Annotated in this window: 16 protein-coding genes; 7 read left to right on the top strand and 9 right to left on the bottom strand. The window is 53.7% G+C overall.

Annotated features, from left to right (window positions below):
- Positions 1-46 precede the first annotated feature (46 nt).
- A complete protein-coding gene (gene mgtA, locus J5067_RS00415; RefSeq protein WP_264650170.1) occupies positions 47-2755 on the top strand; it encodes a magnesium-translocating P-type ATPase in 2709 nt (902 codons plus the stop codon).
- Positions 2756-2809: 54 nt separating this feature from the next.
- On the opposite strand, the gene J5067_RS00410 is transcribed toward mgtA, so the two are convergent.
- A complete protein-coding gene (locus J5067_RS00410; RefSeq protein WP_264645946.1) occupies positions 2810-3880 on the bottom strand; it encodes a LacI family DNA-binding transcriptional regulator in 1071 nt (356 codons plus the stop codon).
- A 331-nt stretch (positions 3881-4211) separates the two neighbouring features.
- Between J5067_RS00410 and J5067_RS00405 the strand changes: the two genes are divergently transcribed.
- From J5067_RS00405 to J5067_RS00390, 4 genes are all read left to right on the top strand, one after another.
- Positions 4212-5519, top strand: a complete 1308-nt coding sequence (locus tag J5067_RS00405; RefSeq protein ID WP_264645945.1) for an MFS transporter — start codon at positions 4212-4214, stop codon at positions 5517-5519.
- Positions 5520-5596: 77 nt separating this feature from the next.
- A complete protein-coding gene (locus J5067_RS00400; RefSeq protein WP_264650169.1) occupies positions 5597-7969 on the top strand; it encodes a glycoside hydrolase family 31 protein in 2373 nt (790 codons plus the stop codon).
- Positions 7970-8279: 310 nt separating this feature from the next.
- On the top strand, positions 8280-9743 hold the full coding sequence (locus J5067_RS00395; RefSeq protein ID WP_264650168.1) for an AMP nucleosidase: 1464 nt from the start codon (positions 8280-8282) through the stop codon (positions 9741-9743).
- A gap of 305 nt (positions 9744-10048) precedes the next feature.
- The gene (locus J5067_RS00390) at positions 10049-10786 is read left to right on the top strand and encodes a carbonic anhydrase (protein WP_264645942.1); all 738 of its coding nucleotides are present in this window, start codon (positions 10049-10051) and stop codon (positions 10784-10786) included.
- 75 nt (positions 10787-10861) lie between these two features.
- Here J5067_RS00390 and J5067_RS00385 read toward each other — a convergent pair whose 3' ends face one another.
- Positions 10862-11773 carry a helix-turn-helix domain-containing protein gene (locus J5067_RS00385; protein WP_264650167.1) on the bottom strand — a complete coding sequence of 304 codons (912 nt, stop codon included), beginning with the start codon at positions 11771-11773 and terminating at the stop codon, positions 10862-10864.
- A 163-nt stretch (positions 11774-11936) separates the two neighbouring features.
- Here J5067_RS00385 and J5067_RS00380 point away from each other — a divergent pair, with 163 nt between their 5' ends.
- A complete protein-coding gene (locus J5067_RS00380) occupies positions 11937-12938 on the top strand; it encodes a class I SAM-dependent methyltransferase (protein WP_264650166.1) in 1002 nt (333 codons plus the stop codon).
- Between the two features lie 3 nt (positions 12939-12941).
- On the opposite strand, the gene J5067_RS00375 is transcribed toward J5067_RS00380, so the two are convergent.
- The 6 genes from J5067_RS00375 to J5067_RS00350 form a co-directional block, all read right to left on the bottom strand.
- On the bottom strand, positions 12942-14078 hold the full coding sequence (locus tag J5067_RS00375) for a Xaa-Pro peptidase family protein (RefSeq protein ID WP_264650165.1): 1137 nt from the start codon (positions 14076-14078) through the stop codon (positions 12942-12944).
- Entirely contained in the window at positions 14071-14874 is an 804-nt protein-coding gene (locus tag J5067_RS00370; RefSeq protein ID WP_264650164.1) for an ABC transporter permease, read from the bottom strand. Before J5067_RS00370 ends, J5067_RS00375 begins: the two co-directional genes overlap by 8 nt.
- Positions 14871-15725, bottom strand: a complete 855-nt coding sequence (locus J5067_RS00365; RefSeq protein ID WP_264645937.1) for an ABC transporter permease — start codon at positions 15723-15725, stop codon at positions 14871-14873. Before J5067_RS00365 ends, J5067_RS00370 begins: the two co-directional genes overlap by 4 nt.
- Positions 15722-16852 (bottom strand): ABC transporter ATP-binding protein, encoded by a 1131-nt coding sequence (locus J5067_RS00360; protein WP_264650163.1) that lies wholly within the window; start codon positions 16850-16852, stop codon positions 15722-15724. The genes J5067_RS00365 and J5067_RS00360 overlap by 4 nt, the downstream gene beginning before the upstream one ends.
- The gene (locus tag J5067_RS00355) at positions 16852-17982 is read right to left on the bottom strand and encodes an ABC transporter substrate-binding protein (protein WP_264645935.1); all 1131 of its coding nucleotides are present in this window, start codon (positions 17980-17982) and stop codon (positions 16852-16854) included. The genes J5067_RS00360 and J5067_RS00355 overlap by 1 nt, the downstream gene beginning before the upstream one ends.
- A 213-nt stretch (positions 17983-18195) precedes the next feature.
- Positions 18196-19077 (bottom strand): MurR/RpiR family transcriptional regulator, encoded by an 882-nt coding sequence (locus J5067_RS00350; protein ID WP_264645934.1) that lies wholly within the window; start codon positions 19075-19077, stop codon positions 18196-18198.
- Between the two features lie 305 nt (positions 19078-19382).
- On the opposite strand from J5067_RS00350, the gene J5067_RS00345 reads away from it, so the two are divergent.
- The gene (locus J5067_RS00345) at positions 19383-19976 is read left to right on the top strand and encodes a hypothetical protein (RefSeq protein ID WP_264645933.1); all 594 of its coding nucleotides are present in this window, start codon (positions 19383-19385) and stop codon (positions 19974-19976) included.
- Between the two features lie 26 nt (positions 19977-20002).
- Here J5067_RS00345 and adrA read toward each other — a convergent pair whose 3' ends face one another.
- Entirely contained in the window at positions 20003-21064 is a 1062-nt protein-coding gene (adrA, locus tag J5067_RS00340) for a diguanylate cyclase AdrA (protein ID WP_264650162.1), read from the bottom strand.
- Positions 21065-21155 lie beyond the last annotated feature (91 nt).

Raw genomic sequence — 21155 nt, 5'->3', positions numbered from 1 at the left:
TGAAAAGACGTCCTGAAAGCGATGTGCTAAAAAATGAGTAACGGTTATGACTCAGATGTTAGAAAACTTGCCCGTTCGCCGTAAGCAGTCGGTAAAAAAAAGCTACCTTATTGCAGACGAAGCGGTAAAAAGCCTTGATAGCACCCTTTCCTCACTTTCTACCAACCTGGACGGTTTGGTTGAGGCAGAGGCCAAAGAGCGCTTACTTGAAAACGGCCCCAATCAGGTGGCACAAGAGAAAGCGCCCCCCGCGTTGACCCAGCTCATCGGCGCCTTTAATAACCCTTTTATTTTTATTTTGCTGGCGTTGGCCGCCATCGGCACGTTTACCGATTATTGGCTGCCCTTGCAGCGTGGAGAAGAGACCGATTTAACGGGCACCATTATCATTCTGGTCATGGTAACACTGAGCGGTCTGCTGCGTTTCTGGCAAGAATTCCGCACCAATCAGGCAGCAGAAGCGTTGAAATCGCTGGTGCGCACCACCGCCACCGTACTGCGCCGTGCCCATTCCAATGCCCGCGCAGAATGCCAGGAGATCCCGCTGCAAGCGTTAGTGCCTGGCGATATCATTTTGCTTTCGGCAGGGGACATGGTGCCTGCGGATGTAAAACTGGTTGAATCGCGCGATCTGTTTATCAGCCAGGCGGTCCTCACCGGTGAATCCCTTCCCGTCGAGAAATATGACACCTCAGCCCATGTGGCAGAGAAATCGTGTCAGACGCATAGCGGCCAGGAAGGAGAATCGCTGCTGGAAATGGGCAATATCTGCCTGATGGGCACCAATGTCTCCAGCGGCATCGCCAAAGCCGTGGTGGTGGCTACCGGTAATCACACCTACTTTGGTTCGTTGGCTAAATCCATCATAGGAACCCGTGCGCAAACCGCGTTCGATCGCGGTGTCAACAGCGTGAGCCGTTTGTTGATCCGCTTTATGCTGGTGATGGTGCCAGTGGTATTGCTGATTAACGGCTTTACCAAAGGTGACTGGGCCGAAGCGGCGCTTTTCGCGCTGGCCGTCGCGGTTGGGCTGACGCCAGAAATGTTGCCGATGATTGTTACCGCCAACCTGGCGAAAGGGGCAATCAGAATGTCGCGCAGCAAAGTGGTCGTCAAGCATCTGAATGCCATTCAGAACTTTGGTGCCATGGATGTGCTCTGCACCGACAAAACCGGCACATTGACGCAGGATCGCATCATTCTCGAACACCATCTGTGCGTCAACGGGAAAGAGAGCGAGCAGGTGCTGAGACTGGCCTGGTTGAACAGCTTCCACCAAAGCGGGATGAAAAATCTGATGGACAAGGCCATCATCCGCTTCGGCAAGGAAAAACCGGACATTGCGGCGCTAACCCAGCATGACAAAATCGATGAGCTGCCCTTTGATTTTATTCGCCGCCGCCTGTCCATTTTAATCAACAGCGGAAACCAGCAGTACCAGTTGATCTGTAAGGGCGCGGTAGAAGAGATGCTCACCATTGCGACCCATATCGACGATAACGGCGAAAGACTTCCACTGGATGATGCCCGTCGTAGCGCGCTGCTTGCACTGGCTGAGCGTTATAACGAGCAAGGTTTCCGTGTATTAATGATAGGAACACGTGAATTTGGTGCCAGCGATTACCACTTCCCACTCTCCGAAGCCGATGAGCGGGACCTGGTAATCCATGGCCTATTGACCTTCCTCGATCCCCCGAAGCCCTCATCCGCTTGCGCGATCACCGCACTGCGAGAAAACGGGGTGCAAGTTAAAGTGCTTACGGGTGACAATCCGGTGGTATCCCGCAAAGTGTGCAACGATGTCGGGCTTGATGCAGACCAGCCGCTGCTCGGTGCTGATATCGATAAAATGGATGATGCCACGCTGGCGCGCGAAGTGGAGCAGCGTACGCTGTTTGCCAAGCTGACGCCGATGCAAAAATCGCGCGTACTGAAAATGTTGCAGCGTAACGGCCATACCGTCGGCTTTTTAGGGGATGGCATCAACGATGCCCCGGCACTGCGTGATGCGGATGTCGGTATCTCGGTGGATACCGCTACGGATATCGCCAAAGAGTCGGCAGAAATCATTCTGCTGGAAAAAGACCTGATGGTGTTGGAACAAGGGGTGATCACTGGGCGTGAGACCTTCGGCAATATCATCAAATACCTGAACATGACTGCCAGTTCCAACTTCGGTAACGTATTTTCCGTGTTGGTTGCCAGCGCCTTTATTCCCTTTTTACCGATGCTGGCCATCCATTTGCTGCTGCAAAACCTGATGTACGATATCTCCCAGCTCAGCCTGCCGTGGGACAAAATGGATAAGTCGTTCTTGCAACGCCCGCGCAAATGGGATGCGAAGAATATTGGTCGCTTTATGCTATGGATTGGCCCAACCTCTTCGTTGTTTGACATTACCACTTTCGCTGTGATGTGGTATGTGTTCGCCGCCAACAGCGTCGAGCATCAGGCATTATTTCAGTCAGGCTGGTTTATTGAAGGATTGTTGTCGCAAACCCTGGTCGTGCATATGTTGCGCACGCAGAAAATTCCCTTTATCCAAAGCACCGCGGCCCTGCCGGTGATGCTGACCACCGCATTGGTCATGGCGCTTGGTATCTATATTCCGTTCTCTCCGCTGGGGGCGTATATCGGTTTAACGCCGCTGCCGTGGGAATATTTCCCCTGGCTGGTCGCTACCCTGCTGAGCTACTGCCTGCTCACTCAGGTGATGAAACGCATCTATATCCGACGTTTCGGCCAGTGGTTCTAAGCTGAGCAAGCGGTCACTCACGCAACATTGCTCTGCGCTGCGGCGTGAGTCGTCTTAATCGTAGAGTTTCTCTTCATCTCCGCGCGCTGGTGTTCGGCTGGCGCGCAGTCGTTTGACGGAGGCATTAAGCGCCATGGTGCCGTGCAGCAAAATGTTGCTGGCAGGGCGTAAGGGCGATGCCAGACGCTGCTGCAATAACCTGATCGCTTCTTCTCCCAATTCATCGCGCGGCACATGCAGCGAGGTCAGCGGAATATCATGCAGCGCCAACAAATTAAAACCATCAATGCTCATGATGGAGATATCCTGCGGTACGCGAATCCCCGCACGTTGCAACGCATTCATTGCCCCTAACGCCATAAAATCGCCGCCTGCCAGAATGGCGGTTGGCCGCTTTTCTTCCGGGCACTGCGCGAGAAATTCAGTCAATGCACGTTCACTTTCCGCCGCGCTGAAGCCGTTGGCCAGCAGCAGATGGCAGGTCTCATCAAAGGGGAGATTATGGGCGTTCAGCGCTTCGCGTATCCCTTGTAAACGCCACTCCATGGTATAGCGCCGCAGGCAGACCAGATTGAGGATGTTATGGTGCCCTTGCTCAATCAAATAGTGCATCGCCACCTCGCCAATCAAACGGTGATCCGGCGAGACGCTGGGTAAACGCATCTTTCTGTCATAGCTGTTAATCAGGATGCAGGGTTTGCCCAAATCCGCCGCCAGGGCGTGAATATAGGGGTCATCAATCCCAATCAGCAGGGCCGCTTCCGTCAACGGATCGTTCATCTTTTCCAGAAACAGGGCCGCATCACTGTTGTTTTCTTCCAGCCCGCAGTAGCGCAAACGCACCTCATGAGGCGTCAGCGCATTGACCAGGCCCTGGATCACTTTGTAGTAAAAGATGTCAGACCGCGAATCAAACGCTCGCGACGGCGCAAACACCATAATTCCGTTGATTAACAGGCGTCCAGAGGCGATATCATCAAGCACACCGTACTCTCGCGCACAGGCCATCACGCGCTGCTTGGCGTTTTCGCTGGTGTTAAATTTGCCTGACAACACGCGAGATACCGTACTGATAGAAAGCCCAGTTTGTGCCGCAATTTCCTTGATTTTAAGCTTTCCATTCATTTTGTGATCCCCTTCAAATTTGAAGATGAAAAAATTTTCATGCTAAAACTGCCCATATCCTAACCGTTTTTTATGCCCAACGCTAAAATAAGCCAGCCTTATGAAAATTTTTGCAAAAAAGAGCGTATCCCACATCGATTATCTCATTTAGGCTTAATTGGTAGACCAATTGAGAAAACAGCACCTCAAAAAGAGTCTTATATAACAACCTGAATTTTAATATAAATAATCAGAATATAGCGATAGGGTGAGTATTTTAGGTTACTGATGGTGTAACAGAAAGAATAACTTATCAGGCCAAATCAATCATCACCCTCTGACGGAGATTATCATGAGTCTCAATATTGACAACGCTGCACCCGCAGTGCATGGGAAACGGAAAATCAAAAACCTGCGTTGGTGGGTTTTGGGGCTGTTCCTTTTAGGCGTTACTGTTAACTACCTTACACGTAACGCGTTAGGTATCCTGGCGCCTGAACTGAAAGCCACCATGGGGATCACCACGGAGCAATACTCCTGGATCGTTGGCGCATTCCAATTGGCCTATACCATTTTCCAACCCCTGTGCGGCTGGTTGATTGATGTCATTGGCTTGAAAATCGGCTTTCTGGTGTGTGCTTCCATCTGGGCAGTGATGTGTATGCTCCATGCTGGCGCCGGCAGTTGGCTACATCTGGCGATTTTGCGCTTCTTTATGGGCGCAGCAGAAGCAGCGGCGACCCCAGCCAACGCCAAAACGCTCGGCGAATGGTTCCCGAAAAAAGAACGTCCGATCGCCGCCGGTTGGGCTGGTGTCGGCTTCTCCATCGGCGCCATGTTAGCACCGCCTATCATCGTGGTGGCACACAGCTTCCTCGGCTGGCAGGGTGCGTTCATGTTCTCTGGTGCGCTGGCCTTGCTGTGGGTGGTTCTGTGGTGGTTGTTCTATTATGACCCGGAGAAGCACCCGAACCTGAGCAAAACCGAGCTGGAATTCATCAAGCAGGATAACGAAGCGGCACCGGTCAAGCTGCCTTTCTTCACCGCACTGAAAACCGTCGGCAAAAACAAACGTTTTTACGGTATTGCGATTCCGGCCTTTATGGCAGAGCCGGCCTGGGCCGTGCTGAGCTTCTGGGTGCCGCTGTATCTGGCGAAAGAACGCGGGATGGATCTGAAACAGATCGCCATGTTCGCCTGGCTGCCCTTCCTGGCCGCTGACCTGGGCAGTATCGCCAGTGGCTATCTGACCCGCGTCTATACCCGTCTGTTTGGTTGCAGCCGCGTCAACTCCGTGGTTGCCAGCTCCGTGACCGGCGCGTTCCTGATGATTTCTCTGGCAATGGTGGCGCTGACGAAAGACCCGTACATCACCATCCTGCTGATCTCCATCGGTGGTTTTGGTCACCAGATCATCTCCTGCATGCTGAGTGCGCTGGTGGTTGAGTCGTTCGAAAAAGGCCAAATGGCAACGGTCAACGGGATGCGCGGCTCCTTTGCCTGGATCGCCAGCTTCCTGTTCTCACTGCTGATTGGTGTGACAGCAGACAAAATCGGCTACAACCCGCTGTTTATCGCGATGGGCTTCTTTGACCTGATTGGTGCCATCTTCCTGGTTACCTTCATCGCCGAGCGTCGTAACAAAGCGCGCGCTGCATAACGTGTTGTCGACAGGCCTTGTTACCACAAGGCCTGTCGTACTGTGATGTCTTCGATTGTTTAGTTTGGAACGTTGCTATGAAAATTTTGAAAAACTGGGTGCTAAACCAACAAACACAAGCGTTTGTTGAAATCAGCGTGGACAACCAGCATCTGTTTCGCCTGTATGTGCTGGAAAATGACCTGTTTCGTGTGTTGATCAAACGCAAAGGGGAACTTGCCCTGGATCGCACCTGGAGCATCGCCCCGGAAGCAGGGAAAGATGTGGCATGGGAAGGACGTGAGCGCGAAAGCACCGCGGGCTTTGCCCTGCCCGGTTTTACCCTGACCACACTTGACGACGGTCTGCAAGTCGCTACCGATAAACTGCGCGTTACCGTGCATCAACCGCTGTGGCTGTCATGGGAATACCGCGATCAACAAGGTGTTTGGCAGCCGCTGGCCGCCGACCGCCACACCAGTGCGTACCTGCTGAATGCCCACGGTGATGGCGTTGAGCACTATCAGCGTCGCCATCCGCAGGAACAGTATTACGGACTGGGTGAGAAGGCGGGCGATCTGAACCGCGCTGGCCGCCGTTACGAAATGCGTAACCTCGATGCCATGGGTTACAACGCGCAGTCAACCGATCCACTCTACAAACACGTGCCCTTCACCATCACTCGTCGCGGTGACGTCAGCTTCGGGATGTTTTACGACAACCTGAGCAGCACCCGACTGGATCTGGGTAACGAGCTGGATAACTACCACGTTGCTTACCGTCGCTACAGCGCAGAAGCAGGCGATCTCGACTACTACCTGTTCCTCGGCCCACGCGTGCTGGATGTCACCAAGAAATTCGTGCGTCTGACCGGTAAAACCCTGTTTGGCCCCAAATGGAGCCTGGGCTATAGCGGTTCGACCATGCACTACACCGACGCCCCCGATGCGCAGCAACAACTGCTGAAATTCATCGAGCTGTGTAAAGAGCATGCTATCCCGTGTGATTCGTTCCAGCTGTCATCCGGCTACACCTCGATTGGCAACAAACGTTACGTGTTTAACTGGAACTACGACAAAGTGCCGCAACCGAAGGTGCTGAGCCAATCGTTCCACGATGCCGGTCTGAAACTGGCCGCCAACATCAAGCCGTGCCTGTTACAAGACCACCCGATGTACCAACAGGTGGCAGAGCAACAACTGTTTATCCGTGATTCCGAGCAAGATGCGCCAGAACGCTCCTGTTTCTGGGACGATGAAGGCTCACACCTTGACTTCACCAACCCGGCAACGGTGAAATGGTGGCAGGATAACGTGACCTCGCAACTGCTGGAAATGGGTATCGATTCCACCTGGAACGACAACAACGAATATGAAGTGTGGGACGGCGAAGCGCGCTGCTTTGGCTTTGGCAAACCGATTGCCATCAAGCACATTCGCCCGGTAATGCCGCTGCTGATGATGCGTGCGTCGATGGAAGCGCAACAGCGCTTTGCGCCGGAAAAACGCCCTTACCTGATCTCCCGTTCCGGCTGCGCCGGGATGCAGCGTTACGTGCAGACCTGGAGCGGCGATAACCGCACCAACTGGACCACATTGCGCTATAACACCCGCATGGGTGTTGGTATGAGTCTCTCCGGTTTGTACAACGTCGGTCACGATGTCGGCGGTTTCTCTGGCGATAAGCCGGATGCGGAACTGTTCGTACGTTGGGTACAAAACGGCGTGATGCACCCACGTTTCACCATTCACTCCTGGAATGACGATCACACGGTCAACGAACCCTGGATGTACCCGGAAGTCACCCCGGCAATCCGCGACGCCATTGCGCTGCGTTATCGCCTGCTGCCTTACCTGTACACCCAATTGTGGCACGCCAGCCAGGACGATGAGCCGATGCTGCGCCCCACCTTCCTCGACCACGAACACGATGCCGTCACGTTCCAGGAAACCGACGACTTCCTGCTGGGCCGCGATCTGCTGGTTGCCAGCGTGGTTGAACAAGGTCAGCGTCAGCGTCAGGTTTACCTGCCGAAGAACGCGTCTGGCTGGTACGATTTCTACACCGGCACCTGGTTCAGCGGCGGACAAACCATCACTCTGGATGCGCAGTTGGAACGCCTGCCGTTGCTGGTCCGCGCCGGGGCGATGCTGCCGACCTCTACACGCCTGAAGCACGTCGATCACCAAACGGACGATCAGCGCGATCTGCTGCTGTTCCCACCGTGCGGCAAAGGTCAGGACAGCGGCCTGTTGTTTGAAGATGATGGCGAAACCCATGGCTGGCAGCAAGGTAATGCGCTGTGGTTGCGCTGGAACATCACCAGTGACAACTCACGCATTGATGTGACCTTCACGCAGGAAGGTGACTTTGCTCCTGCCTGGAAACGCCTGCATGTTCGCCTGCCTGCGCAGGACCAGCGTACGCTCTACATTAACGGTGAAGCTCAATCTCACTGGGATCGCGCGTAATAGTACCTCATCGACTAGGTCACTTACCCCTCGTCATCCTCGGCATCACTCTTGTCATCCTCGGCGAAAGCCGGGGATCTCTGACAGAAGGAATGCGTTTCCCCTGTAGCAGATTCCCGCCTTCGCGGGAACGACGGTGGGGGGCGGGAATGACGGTGGGGGTGGGAATGGCGCAGGGAGCTACCGAGATATTGTTCAAAGCCTCACCAAACAGAACAATGGCTATACGTTTCGTCACGTGGCTGATCTATGCTGGGTGTAACCACCGCAATCACATTGCGGGAGATAACCCAAAAAGGATGGAAGAGCGATGAAGCATTGTGGTTCCCCTGCCCCCCTCACGGCCGCACAAGCGCTGGACTTACTGAGTTCGCAGTATGATGATGCGGTCAACGCGTTACGCGCAGCCATTAGAGCCTACGTGACAGATGGCTCCTTGCCCGATGCAGAAGCTCGCCGCAACGGGTTGTTCGTCTACCCGGAATTGCGCGTAAGCTGGGATGGCGTACAGCAAGGGAAAAGCCGCACCCGCGCCTACGGGCGTTTCACGCATACCGGAAGTTACAGCACCACGGTCACGCAACCCGCACTGTTCCGCCGTTATCTTTCTGAGCAACTGACCTTACTGGTAGAAGAGTATGGCGCGCACATTGAGGTGTTCCCGTCGCAACAGGAAATCCCCTTTCCTTATGTGATTGACGGCTCTGATTTGACGCTGGAACGCTCGATGTCTGCCGGGATTTCGCAGCACTTTCCCACCACGGAACTGGCGCAAATTGGTGATGAAACCGCTGATGGTCTGTTTCACGCCACCGATACCCGTTTCCCGCTTTCGCATTTTGACGCCTTACGTACCGATTTCTCTCTGGCGCGATTACGCCATTACACGGGCACCGCCATTGAGCATTTTCAGCCTTATATCCTGTTCACCAACTACACGCGCTATGTGGATGAGTTTGTCAGTTGGGCCTGTGAACAAATCGCCGATCCGGATAGCCCTTACGAGGCGCTCGCTGCGGCTGGCGGCATCTTCCTCACCGGCAAAGACGCTACCGCCGAAGCGTGCGTTTCCGATGTTGCCTGGAAGAAACACCAGATGCCGGCTTATCACCTGATCGCCAAGCAAGGGCCGGGCATTACCCTGATCAATATTGGTGTCGGGCCGTCCAATGCCAAAACCATCTGTGACCATCTTGCCGTGCTGCGCCCGCACGCCTGGCTGATGATTGGTCACTGCGGTGGGCTGCGCGAAAGCCAAACCATTGGCGACTATGTGTTGGCGCACGCCTATCTGCGCGACGATCACGTGCTTGATGCCGTGCTCCCGCCGGATATCCCCATTCCAAGCATCGCCGAGGTGCAACGCGCGCTGTATGACGCGACCAAAATGGTGAGCGGCATGGCGGGCGAAGCGGTGAAACAGCGGCTACGTACCGGTACGGTGGTGACCACCGACGATCGTAATTGGGAACTGCGTTACTCCGTCTCCGCCCTGCGTTTCAACCTGAGCCGCGCCGTGGCCGTCGATATGGAAAGCGCGACGATTGCAGCACAAGGCTATCGCTTCCGAGTGCCTTACGGCACGCTGCTGTGCGTCTCGGACAAACCGCTACACGGTGAAATAAAGCTGCCTGGTCAGGCCAACCGTTTTTATGAAGGTGCCATCTCCGAGCATCTGCAAATCGGTATCTGCGCGATGGATCTGTTACGCGCAGAAGGCGACCATCTGCATTCACGCAAACTTCGCACGTTCAACGAGCCACCGTTTCGCTGATTGCCCGTTGTCGGGCCCTGCAGGGCCCGACAACAAGCGCCGGTTTATTATCAGAATTGCCGGACACAAACAGAAAAATAGCACTAACATTTTGTTTTATAGTCAAAAAAACTCAAAAACCCGCTGCATTCCCCCTTGATGCTCTCCCACCGTCGACAACCCTGCATGTGGCGCTACTACACTTACTGCAATTAATTACTGAAAGTTATTATCAGCACCGCCACCTGTCACGTGGCTGGCATGTCATTGACGTCCTGCACCAGGCTGCCATGGCGTCATAACCACAATAACAATGAGGTATTATTATGAGTAAGTTCGACGCTCCCGAGCCATCGCGCCGTGCAGTGATCAAGCGCACCGCCGCCCTCTCTGTTCTGGCACTCACGGGTATCAGTGGTTTTATGGTTCCCCACGTCAGCTATGCCGCGTCGTTGACCCAAGCGCAGCGTGACAGCATGACACCTGACGATGTGATCAAAAGCTTTAAAGCGGGCAATGCACGTTTTCGGGAAGGCAAGATGCAACAGCATGACTTTGTGGCGCAAAAAATCAGTAGCCAAGAGGGGCAATTCCCTGCGGCGGTGATTTTGAGCTGCATCGACTCGCGCGCTCCCGCTGAAATTTTGCTGGATACGGGCATTGGTGAGACCTTTAACGCGCGCGTAGCGGGCAACGTGCAAAATGAAGACATTCTGGGCAGTATGGAGTTCGCGTGTGCCGCAGCGGGAGCCAAAGTGGTGCTGGTGATGGGGCATACCGCGTGTGGTGCCGTGGCCGGTGCGATAGATAATGTCGAGTTGGGCAACCTGACCGGGTTGCTGAACAAGATTAAACCCGCCGTCGAGAAAACCGTTTATGAGGGTGACCGCACGGGCAAAAACATGGCGTTTGTCGATGCAGTGGCAAAAACCAACGTGGCGCTCACCGTCGAACACATTCGTGAACACAGCCCGATTCTGAAAAAACTGGAACAAGAGGGTAAAATCAAGATTGTCGGCAGTATGTACCACCTGGTTGGCGGCGAGGTTGAGTTTCTGAGTTAACGCATTCTCAAGCGAGACATGTGCTTAATCGGTATCCTGCCGTGGCAGCCACGCTGTCACGGCATATATGCATCGTTAAATGGATTTCGGGTAGCGCCCATAATAACGCCAGAACGCCACGCTAAAATTGTTGGCGTGACGATATCCCACCCGCCAGGCAACTTGCGCCACTTGTAAGCCTTGCTCCAACAAACGGTGCGCTTCTTCCATGCGCAATTGCAACAACATCTGTCCCGGTGTGGTGTTGAAATGGCGATGAAACGCCAGCTTGAGCTTGTATTCGCTTAAACCCACCGCCAACGCCAGCGCACCGAGAGAGAGGGTTTCACTCAGGTTTGCCACCATCCAATCACGGGCACGCTCCACCGCCACCACATCCTGAGGGTGTAACCGGGGTGCTTCCCGCGTCTCCTCAAACAAATAGCGATGCGCAGCCAGCAGGTTCAGCGCATGAATGTGCATGGACAGCATGTCGCCCTGCGCCTGTTGCAGTGCGTGCAGGTGCTGTTGTGCAACCGGTGCCACCCGGCTGTAGGCATGCTGACGCAATTTATAATCACCAAACAGACGCTGCGTTGCCGCACCGCCAATGTAGCGCTCCAGCATCGATTCACTCACCAACAGGCGCAACTGATCCACTTTTTGTCGTTCCGGATAATAACGCTCGCCCAGACTGTGATGAAAGCTGGCGATGGTCACATGCTGTTGACGAAACATCATGCTGGCACCCCGCTTTTCGCTGTAGTTCGACTCGCCGTTCAAACCAAAGGTCATCACCAGCACCGGCTGAGAGTGTGCGGTTTCAGCTTCCTCCACCAGCGGTTTCAGCGGCTGATAGGAGGAGGTCACCAGTGTCAACCCATCAGCAAGCGCATCCGATTGCGACCAGCACTGACCAAACTGATCCGGTAACTGGCGACGGTTACCCTCGCGCAATACCATACGCGGCATCACACGCTGCATTGATGCACCTCGCCCTTCTCCCATTTTCTCTCTCCTCCTGTCCTCAGAGAAAAACCGCCGTCACGCAGACAAACCAAGACAATAATAATTCTCATTTATAGATAACATAAGGCTATCCCTGGCGGCAACGCCCACGTTAACCAACGCGACGTGATTAACGCCGCAACCCAGCCTGCAAGGAGCCACCATGTTCCCCACCGCGTTGACCGATTTATGGGCACTGACTGCCACCAACATCAAGACAGAGGCGGTTCGACTGGCTCTGGACAGCGCACTGTTTGATCAACTGGCGCAATCCTTAACGGTTGAGCAGTGCGCGCTGCACCAACAGTGGGAACCACAGCAAGCCTCAGCGCTGTTGGAATTGCTGTGGAGCATCAAACTGCTGACGCGCGACGCAGCAGGCTATCAAACGACCGCTGAGATGCAACCTTATCTGTGCCAAACCGGCGAGCGTTATATTGGTGACAGCTGGCGTTTCCGCTATCAATCCCTGCGTGACGTCGGGCAGCAGTTGGCCGCGCTCATGCAGCAAGCCCCCGGCACGCCACCTCCCGCTGCTCGCATGGACGCTGGTTGGGCGCAAGCTGCGCAAAAGCAGATTGCTCAGGAGCAGCGCGCTATGACGGTTGACCGTGCCTGCGACATCGTGGGGGCGTTGCCGGAGTTCCCCCAGGCCAAAACGCTGCTGGATGTGGGCGGTGGCCCCGGCATGATCGCCATCGGTCTGACGCAGCGCCATCCCTCGTTGCAAGGGGTGGTGTTCGATCTGCCACAAACCGTCGCAGTGGCGCAGGAGAATATCATTGCCGCCGGTCTGCACCCGCGGTTAAGCACCGCCAGCGGCGATTTTGCCGCTCAGCCGTTTGCCGCTGGCTATGCCGATATTATCTGGTGTTCTTCCTACCTGCACTTTGTCGAGGACATTACCACCAGCATTGCGCAACTGTTCAACGCGCTGACACCGGGCGGCGTGCTGGTTGCCGTGCATGCAGAAATAGCGCCCACCCCAGAGGATGCCGCGTCAGTATTGCCCTTCTACCTGCCGTTGATGCTGCGCGGACGTCGGGTAACGCGAGAAGGGGAATTGGCATCGTTGCTGTGTGATGCCGGTTTCAGCCGTGTAGAAACACGGCGACATCAACCGTTTCCGATGTCGCCACTGACCGTTTTGATCGCACGAAAATAGGCGTTATGCGGTTGCGAACAGCTGGCGCGGAATCTTCGTCAAACGCTCGCAGCCGTTTTCCGTCACCAGCACCGTTTCGCTGATGGCGAGGCCCGCCGCATACAGATACATATGAAACACCATGCCCGCTTCCAGCAGCCATTCGGAGGTGGGCAAAAACACGTGGCTAAAATCGCTGGTGCGCGGCGTCGTCTTCGGATAATAACCGAGCGTATAGCCGGTAATGCTGGCGTAATCCTGACGCAGCCCCGCTTTCAGCACCGCGTTACGCGCCAGCGCATCAATGTCTTTAGCCACAACGCCGGGCTTCATGGCCGCAAGCTGCTTATCCTGGATAGCGATCAACTGCTGAGCAATCTCTTGCTGTGCCGGTGACGCGGTGCCGATAATCACCGAGCGCATGATCTTGGAACTGTAGCCGCGTTTAAAGGAGACCACTTCAAGATGCAGAATATCCCCCTGCTTCAGCGGCCGTTCTTGCATGTTGGCATGCAGAAAACTGTTGCCGCCGCCGGTCGTGACAATGCCACAGCGGTTGGAATCCATCCCGTGGCGAATCAGGACGCGGTGGATAATCTCTGCCGCCTGACGCTCCGTCTTACCCACCCCCATTTCGGCAACCACTTCACGGATCGCCTGATCGTTCGCCGCAGCGGACTGCTTGATGCACTCGATTTCCTGCAGATTTTTGCGGGTGCGTAATTGCTTAAGCACACCGGAAAAATCTTTTACCTGCACCTGTGGCAACATCGACTGCAAACGTTGGAAGCGGTTGATGGTCATGCAGTAAGAATCGAAATCGATGCCGAGCGTCGCGCTTTCCCAGCCGCGAGCGCGCACCGTATCGGTCAGCACCGTTAACGGATCCTGCCAGTCATGGAAGGTTACAGTGTCAGTGATCCAGCTGTTTTCGCTGAACGCACGCTCGTCCATGGCGCGGAACACCATCACCGGGTCGCCCGTCAACGGCAGCAGGCAGGCGCGGTACATGTTTTCAGAAATGCCGAATCCGGTGAGATAAAACAGGAATTCAGTCTGATCAATCAGCAACAGGGATATCTCCCTTTCTTGCATGTAAGCGCGGATCTTTGCGACGCGCTGTTGATACTCTTGGAGCGGGAAAAGCCAACTTTCATTCATAACGGTTACCTGATGTCGTTTTTTTTCTATTCACCACACTCGTAATCCCCAATGTCACTATGGTCACGCCGATCGACAGCACGCTGACGGCCGCAATAGAAGGATCGAGCTGAAACTGTACCGTGTTCCAAATCCGCACCGACAGCGTTTGACTGCCGTGATCGGAAAGAAACAGCGCAATAAGCAGTTCATCAAACGAACTGAGAAATGAGAAAATCGCTGCCGAGAACATGCCCGGTGCGGCCAGCGGCAGCGTGATACGGCGTAATACGTTGAAATGGCTGGCACCCAGACTCATTGCCGCCTGCTCCAACCGATAATCCATGCCTTGCAGCGTCGAAGACAAAATAATGGTGGCAATAGGCAGCGCAATTAGGGCATGCCCGATAACAATACGGGTGAAGCTGTTAAACAGCGCCAACTCGGAAAAGAAGAAGAACAGCGTCAGCGCAACAATCACGTTGGGCACAATCATCGGCAACACAATCAGCGCATACACCAGACTTTTACCGACAAAACGACAGCGCACCAGTGCCAGCGCAGCAAACAGCGCCAGCGCCATAGCCAACACAGTGGAAATCAGCGCAATAGTAAACGACAGGCCGATAGCCTGTAGCCACTGTGAGTCCTGCAAAATCGCGCGCATCCACTTCAAGGAGAACCCCTGCGGTGGGAACGACAAATAGCTATTGGTACTGAACGCCAGAGGGAAAATCATGGCAATAGGGACCAGCAAAAAAGCGAGGGTTAACAGCGTGATCAGCAGCGGCAGCCAGCCGGGTCGGTTTCCGTTCATCCTTTCGCCTCAAACAGTCGTTCCAATCCCACGACCCGAACATAGACCCAAAACAGCACTAAGGTGCACAGCAGCAGCAGCGCCGACAGCGCCGACGCAAAGCCCCAGTTGAAATAGACTTCCAACTGATTTTCGATAACCATGGCGATCATGGTGTCGCGCGGACTGCCCATCAGCGCCGGTGTCACAAAGAAGCCGATAGACAGAATAAACACCAGCAGGCTGCCTGCGGCAACACCGGGCAGCGACAGCGGTAAAAATATGCGCCAAAAGGCCCGAAAGCGCGAAGCGCCGAGGCTATACGCTACCCGCAGCAGTTGCGGATCGATGCCGCGCATCACGCTGTAAAGCGCCAGCACCATGTAGGGCAGTAAAATATAGGTCATCCCGATCAACACGCCGAGCGGGGTATACATCAGTTTAAGCGGCGTATCGATAAGCCCCAGCGCGCGCAGCACCTGATTGACAAAGCCATCGCTGCCTAACAGCACCATCCAGGCATAGGTACGCACCAACACGCTGGTAAAATGGGGAATAATGATGATGACAATCGCAATACTGGCTAAGCGCGCAGGGATTTTGCACAACACCCAGGCCACCGGATAGCCCAACAGCAGCGTCACCAGCGTCACCAGCAGCGAAGTGCGCAACGTAATCCACAGCACGTGTAGCCAGACCGGTTCCTGCACAATGCGCGCAAAGTGCTTGCTGGTAAGCCCGGGATCGAACAGGCTGTACCCGAGCATTTTTGCCAGCGGAATCAGCAAGAAAATCGTCAGGGCCAGCAGCGTCGGTGCCAGCAACAGCCACGGTTTCCAGCGACCTACGCGCCTGTCGTCACGCCCGCTCATCGCTTAGCCTCGGAGGGAATAAACCAGAGACTTTCCGTTGCCCACCCGATACGCACGGTGGCACCCGGTCGCAGAGTTCCCTCCAGCGCCGAGTTCTGTAACTGAGCCAGCAACCTGGCGCCATCACTCAGCACCAGTGTCAATTTGAGCGTGTGCCCCAGATAGAGCATTTCCGCGATGGTGGCGGTAATCGGCAAATGTGCTGATGCCTCCCCCGGCAAACCAATGCGAATATGTTCTGGCCGCAGAACCGCTAATACCGACTCCCCTACCCTAAGGTGCGCTACGCCCTGACCGCACACGGTTTCACCGCTTGAAAGGCGCACGTCATAGCCTGGTTGCTGAATGGCGCTTATCTGGCCGTCGATAAAGTTGGACTGGCCGATAAATTCAGCCACCCAGCGATTCTTTGGTTTGGTGTAGAGATCGTGCGGGGTATCGATTTGAGCAATCCGCCCCTGTTGCATCACGGCAATGTGATCGGACAAGGTCAATGCTTCTTCCTGATCGTGGGTGACAAACACCACGGTAGAGCCGGAAGCCGCATGCAGCCGTTTTATTTCCAACTGCATGTGTTCACGCAGCTTTTTATCCAGTGCACCCAGCGGCTCGTCCATCAACAGTGCCGCCGGGGAAAAGATCAATGCGCGCGCCAACGCAACGCGCTGCTGCTGCCCACCGGACAGCTCTCGCGGCAGACGATGCCCCTTATCCTCAAGCTGGATCAACGCGAGCGCATCCGCCACTTTCTGCTTGATATCACCACGCGCAACGCCGCGCATTTCCAGCGGAAACGCCAGGTTATCCGCCACCGATAAGTGCGGAAACAGCGTGTAGTGCTGAAACACCACGCCGAGGTCGCGTTTTGCGGGTGGCAGATGCGTGATATCCCGATCGTTAATCAGCACGCGCCCTTGGCTGGGTTCGGTAAAGCCCGCCACCATCATCAGCGTGGTGGTTTTCCCTGAACCGCTGGCACCGAGCAGCGTCACAAACTCGCCTGGTGCGATCGCTAAATCCAGATTATCGACGACGGCCGCCTGTTCGTAGCGCCGGGTCAGCCCCTCAAGGCGCAGTGCAGCTCCCGGCTGACGCCGGGAGCTGTGGTGTGTTGAATCCGCTTTCATTACCCCTGACCCAAGATCCATGGTTGCCAGATTTTACCCACTTCCTCAATGTTATCTGTCCACCACTGCGCATTTTGCACAAAGGAGCGCGAGTAATACTCAGGGTTGGAAGGCAGTTTCACCAAGTCCTCTGGGCGAACGAACTGGAAGGCTTTTTTATTGGTGGGACCATAAGCGATAAACTGGGTAATTTTCGCCTGAACTTCAGGTTGCAACGCAAAATCAATCAGCAACTGCGCATTTTCCGGATTTGGCGACCCTTTCAGCACGCTCCAATACTGCAACTGCTGTTTGATCTGGTTCCACTCAATGGCTAACGGTGCGCCCTGATCGATCAACGCTTGTGCACGCCCGTTCCACAATGCGCCCAACACCGCCTCTTTGCGCTCCATCAATTGCACGGATAGCGCACCAGTATCCCACCATTTCACGACATGGGGTTTGATGCGGCTCAGAGAAGCAAACGCGCGCTTGATATCAATCGGGTAGATGTCTTTCATGTCTACGCCATCGGCAAGCAAGGCAAATTCCAGCTCAGTAGAACTGGTGCGCAGATCCGTTAAGGTACGTGGGCCGGGGAAACGCTCTGCGTCCCAAAATTCTGCCCAGGTACGCGGGTGGTTACCATCACGGAACACATCCGTGTTGTAGACCATCACGGTAGAGAAGAACAGATTACCGACCATATTGGGGCGTCGTACTTCGGGGAAAATATCGTCGGGATTGGTAAACTTCATGCCCGCGTAGTTGATTGGCATCAACGCCCCGGCCGCATTGAGGTTGGTTTGCGTGACATCGCCGATATCCAGCACATCAAGCGTCACACGATCCGCTTTGATCATTGCCATGATTTGTGCGGCAGTAGAAGGCTGAATGATCACTTTAATGCCGGTCAATTCCGTAAAAGGTTTATAGACCGCATTTTCCAGTGCTTCCTGATAGCTTCCACCAATCCCGCGAACAATCACTTCTTTGCTGGGTGCGGCAAAAACCGCAGGCGAGAAGGCCCCGAGCAAAGCCCCTGCACCAATAATCGATGTTTGTTTTATTAAGCGACGACGATCGGCATTAACCCCTTCATCAACGCTTGACGGCATGAAACCCTGTTGCTTTTCGTTTCCTTTGTTCATATGTTTTCCTTTGAGAAACAAACGGTAAGAAACTACTTTTCTCTGATGTCAGCAACATAAGACACGGTTTAATCAAAACAAGGATTAAACAAAAAATGATGTTCTAGCAACACATTGATTAGTCAAACAATGAAACGAAGGCGCGAAGGTATTTCTTTATAATGTTACAGCGGTGGCAATAACCACCGCTGTATTACTGCTTTATATTTATATCTATTTATTATTGTTGAATAATTCCCTGGTGTTGGCATTTTTCCAATGGCCCAGAAGACGCCAGGCATCATCGGAAAGTTTTAAATTCGCTTTGATTTTCTCCTCATCTTTGGTGATTACCTGCGCCATCAGCCAATCGGCGACGATCATCGGACTCACTTTAGACCACCATGCCACTGCGGATGAACTGCGCACGATATACAACATTTCATCAGCTTCATTGGCTAACGGAGAGCTGGCTCGGTCCGTCATCGCGACGACGTAGGCTCCCCGTTGCCGGGCAAAACTCATCAACTCAATGGTATAGGGGATATAACGTTCCCACCCGATACCAATAAACACATCCTGCTCATTAACCTGCAATATACGGTCTGCCACATCACCGTGACCGATATTGAACACCTCAGTGTTGCCGAGGAAATGATTCAGTTGCATCGCCAGGTAAGAGACCATGGAAAACGACGTTCCGTTACCACTCACCCAAATACGCCTTGCGGCGGCGATACGTCCGGCAACGGCTGAGACGATGCGGTCCTCATTCAGTTCTGCCGTGGCTTTCAAGAGCTGGCTGGCATTGGCAAACACGCTCTCTTTTAATTCTGTTTCACTGGGCAGCGCGGGTTCGCGATGCAAGATGCCGCTGGCGCCAGTGCGCTCAATCAAAGCATCACCCAATGATTCTTTCATGTGGGCATAGCCCTCATACCCCACTGCACGTGAAAAGCGTACAACGGCGGCATCACTGATGTTCATCACAGCGGCCAACTGACGGGCCGTCATGAACGCCACACGCTCTTTGTTGCGTTCGATGTAGCGTGCAATCATCTGCTGTGACGGGGTCAAGCGCGAGAAACGTTCCCTCAATAAAGCGGTGAACTCCATACTGCCCCCTTAAAGAATCAGTTGCTACATTTAAAATCAAAAATGTAGCAATTGCAACACTGCATTTTATTTTTTCTTATTAACGCATAAAAAAATAAGTAGCAGGCTATTAATAAACCATTCATGAAAGAATGGTTGTATTTGTTTCAGACACAAAACATTTTAGGCCAACTTGCAGACAAACGCTTGCGAATGAGGCTTCAGAAAAGCCGCTTGCAGCAGGAGACGGAATTTAGAAGAAAGCATTAGCGGTGGTGGGCTACAGTTTTAACACCCCGCCACCACAGCAATTACAAGAAGTCATCATGGTAAGCAATATTGCAACATCAACGCTGCTGCTTTCTTTTAAGGCACGTTTTACTCACAGTTTGACCTCGGCCGTCAAACTTGCTGAACAAACCAAATCCCCCAAGCACATTGCCTTTGCAGAAACGCTGCTGAAGATAAAAAGAGCAGCACCAGACACCCACCTCGAGTCATTGACGCGTTTCGACGCCTACTCAAACGGCCATTCACGCTCGTATGAAAAACGTATTCGGGAAGATAAGTATCAATATCTTGGCAATGCGCTTGATCGGGTTAAGGAGATACGGCTGTTTTTAAACGGTTTTTCACCAATAGAACCAGCGCCCCCCTCCCCGGCGGTCACGCTACGCCGTGAAGTAAACCAGCACCTGACACAATCCTATGAAAATGCAACGAGAGTTTACGCAATAAAAGCCGCTATTTACGCTATCAGTCAGAATGTCGATCAAAAAAAGCGCACAGTAAATCTAGAGAATTTCACACACCTCACCAAGGATATTCATACAATGATTGATGCGGGAAAACCCCTGGGAGAGATAACCAACCGGGTTATTGACTTCAACGTCTATCATCGGCTGAATTCGCTGCCGTAGTAAACGCCATTCATGAGGGGGAGGCGTCAGGCCACTTCCGTGCGCCCGCGACCCTTGTTTTTCGCCATATAAAGTGCGATATCCGCCGCTTTGAGCCAGTCGTGATACTGGTTCATGGTTGGGCGATATTCAGCTACGCCGACGCTGATACGAATCCCCAACTGTGGCGTTTGCGTTAAGCGCTTGGCGGCCAGGCGAGTACGAATGCGATTAATGATCTCAACCGCGTCTGTTGCTCGCGCCTCAGGCAAAATCACCGCAAACTCATCGCCACCGAAGCGACCAATCACATCGGTGGCGCGTAAACCGTTGCGCAGCTCTTCCGTCAAAAACAGGATTGCTTCATCACCCACATTGTGACCGAAGCTATCATTGATAGTTTTGAAATGATCGATATCGATCAAAGCCAATGTTGAAGGTTCATCAATATGGCGACAGATTTCATATTCATTATGCAACAACTGCTCCCAGTGATGCCGGTTATAGACGTTGGTCATGCCATCGTGGGTGCTCATCAACATCAGTTTACGCTTGTGTTCAGCCAGCTTGGTCGCCGTCACATAAGTCACATAGCCAAGCGCAATCGGATAGACGAGCAGCATGGGCAAACAGGCGTAGAGCTGAGTTGATGTAGTCACTAAATCGATGCGGTGTGCATTAAGGCCAGCAACCAAGGCAGCGCTAAGCAGTTGCAAGCTGAGCCCCTGGATAAACAAACGGATGCCGCCCCCCGCCATGCTATTCATGCCAACCATGGCGATGATAATGATACTGGGCAGCAAGTTAAGCCCCATCATGCCAATCCAGAATCCACCATAAACGACATCCACCAGCAAATTCCCTCGCTCAAAGCGCATGGGATCTGCGGAGCGCGTTGAAAGGTAATAGGCAAGGTAGGGCCATACAAACACATTGAGAAAAAGCAGCACCCACACCCAAAACGGGGTGGTTTTCGTCACCAACACGGACGCGATAAAGAGGGAGCACAACAGCGTACCGGTAATGCGCGGCAGGAAAACCCGCTTGGAAAAGCGTATCCCGGAAAGACGAGAGTCCACTGTCAATAATGTAGGCGATTTAACAGACATGACGCCTCTCCCATTCCATTGCATCAAAGGGTGTACAGTATGACCTAAATCATGCCATTCACTGCACATTAACGCAGTTAATTTCTTATTT

The organism is Candidatus Symbiopectobacterium sp. NZEC151 (assembly GCF_025962655.1).
In the GTDB taxonomy this organism is placed as follows: Bacteria; Pseudomonadota; Gammaproteobacteria; order Enterobacterales; family Enterobacteriaceae; genus Symbiopectobacterium.
This window is presented reverse-complemented; position numbering and strand designations above follow the sequence as displayed.

What these genes read in the sequence shown, in the direction of transcription:
- mgtA (WP_264650170.1), top strand. Translation starts at nt 47, where the DNA reads ATGACTCAGATGTTAGAAAACTTGCCCGTTCGCCGTAAGCAGTCGGTA.
- J5067_RS00410 (WP_264645946.1), bottom strand. Translation starts at nt 3,880, where the DNA reads ATGAATGGAAAGCTTAAAATCAAGGAAATTGCGGCACAAACTGGGCTT.
- J5067_RS00405 (WP_264645945.1), top strand. Translation starts at nt 4,212, where the DNA reads ATGAGTCTCAATATTGACAACGCTGCACCCGCAGTGCATGGGAAACGG.
- J5067_RS00400 (WP_264650169.1), top strand. Translation starts at nt 5,597, where the DNA reads ATGAAAATTTTGAAAAACTGGGTGCTAAACCAACAAACACAAGCGTTT.
- J5067_RS00395 (WP_264650168.1), top strand. Translation starts at nt 8,280, where the DNA reads ATGAAGCATTGTGGTTCCCCTGCCCCCCTCACGGCCGCACAAGCGCTG.
- J5067_RS00390 (WP_264645942.1), top strand. Translation starts at nt 10,049, where the DNA reads ATGAGTAAGTTCGACGCTCCCGAGCCATCGCGCCGTGCAGTGATCAAG.
- J5067_RS00385 (WP_264650167.1), bottom strand. Translation starts at nt 11,773, where the DNA reads ATGGGAGAAGGGCGAGGTGCATCAATGCAGCGTGTGATGCCGCGTATG.
- J5067_RS00380 (WP_264650166.1), top strand. Translation starts at nt 11,937, where the DNA reads ATGTTCCCCACCGCGTTGACCGATTTATGGGCACTGACTGCCACCAAC.
- J5067_RS00375 (WP_264650165.1), bottom strand. Translation starts at nt 14,078, where the DNA reads ATGAATGAAAGTTGGCTTTTCCCGCTCCAAGAGTATCAACAGCGCGTC.
- J5067_RS00370 (WP_264650164.1), bottom strand. Translation starts at nt 14,874, where the DNA reads ATGAACGGAAACCGACCCGGCTGGCTGCCGCTGCTGATCACGCTGTTA.
- J5067_RS00365 (WP_264645937.1), bottom strand. Translation starts at nt 15,725, where the DNA reads ATGAGCGGGCGTGACGACAGGCGCGTAGGTCGCTGGAAACCGTGGCTG.
- J5067_RS00360 (WP_264650163.1), bottom strand. Translation starts at nt 16,852, where the DNA reads ATGAAAGCGGATTCAACACACCACAGCTCCCGGCGTCAGCCGGGAGCT.
- J5067_RS00355 (WP_264645935.1), bottom strand. Translation starts at nt 17,982, where the DNA reads ATGAACAAAGGAAACGAAAAGCAACAGGGTTTCATGCCGTCAAGCGTT.
- J5067_RS00350 (WP_264645934.1), bottom strand. Translation starts at nt 19,077, where the DNA reads ATGGAGTTCACCGCTTTATTGAGGGAACGTTTCTCGCGCTTGACCCCG.
- J5067_RS00345 (WP_264645933.1), top strand. Translation starts at nt 19,383, where the DNA reads ATGGTAAGCAATATTGCAACATCAACGCTGCTGCTTTCTTTTAAGGCA.
- adrA (WP_264650162.1), bottom strand. Translation starts at nt 21,064, where the DNA reads ATGTCTGTTAAATCGCCTACATTATTGACAGTGGACTCTCGTCTTTCC.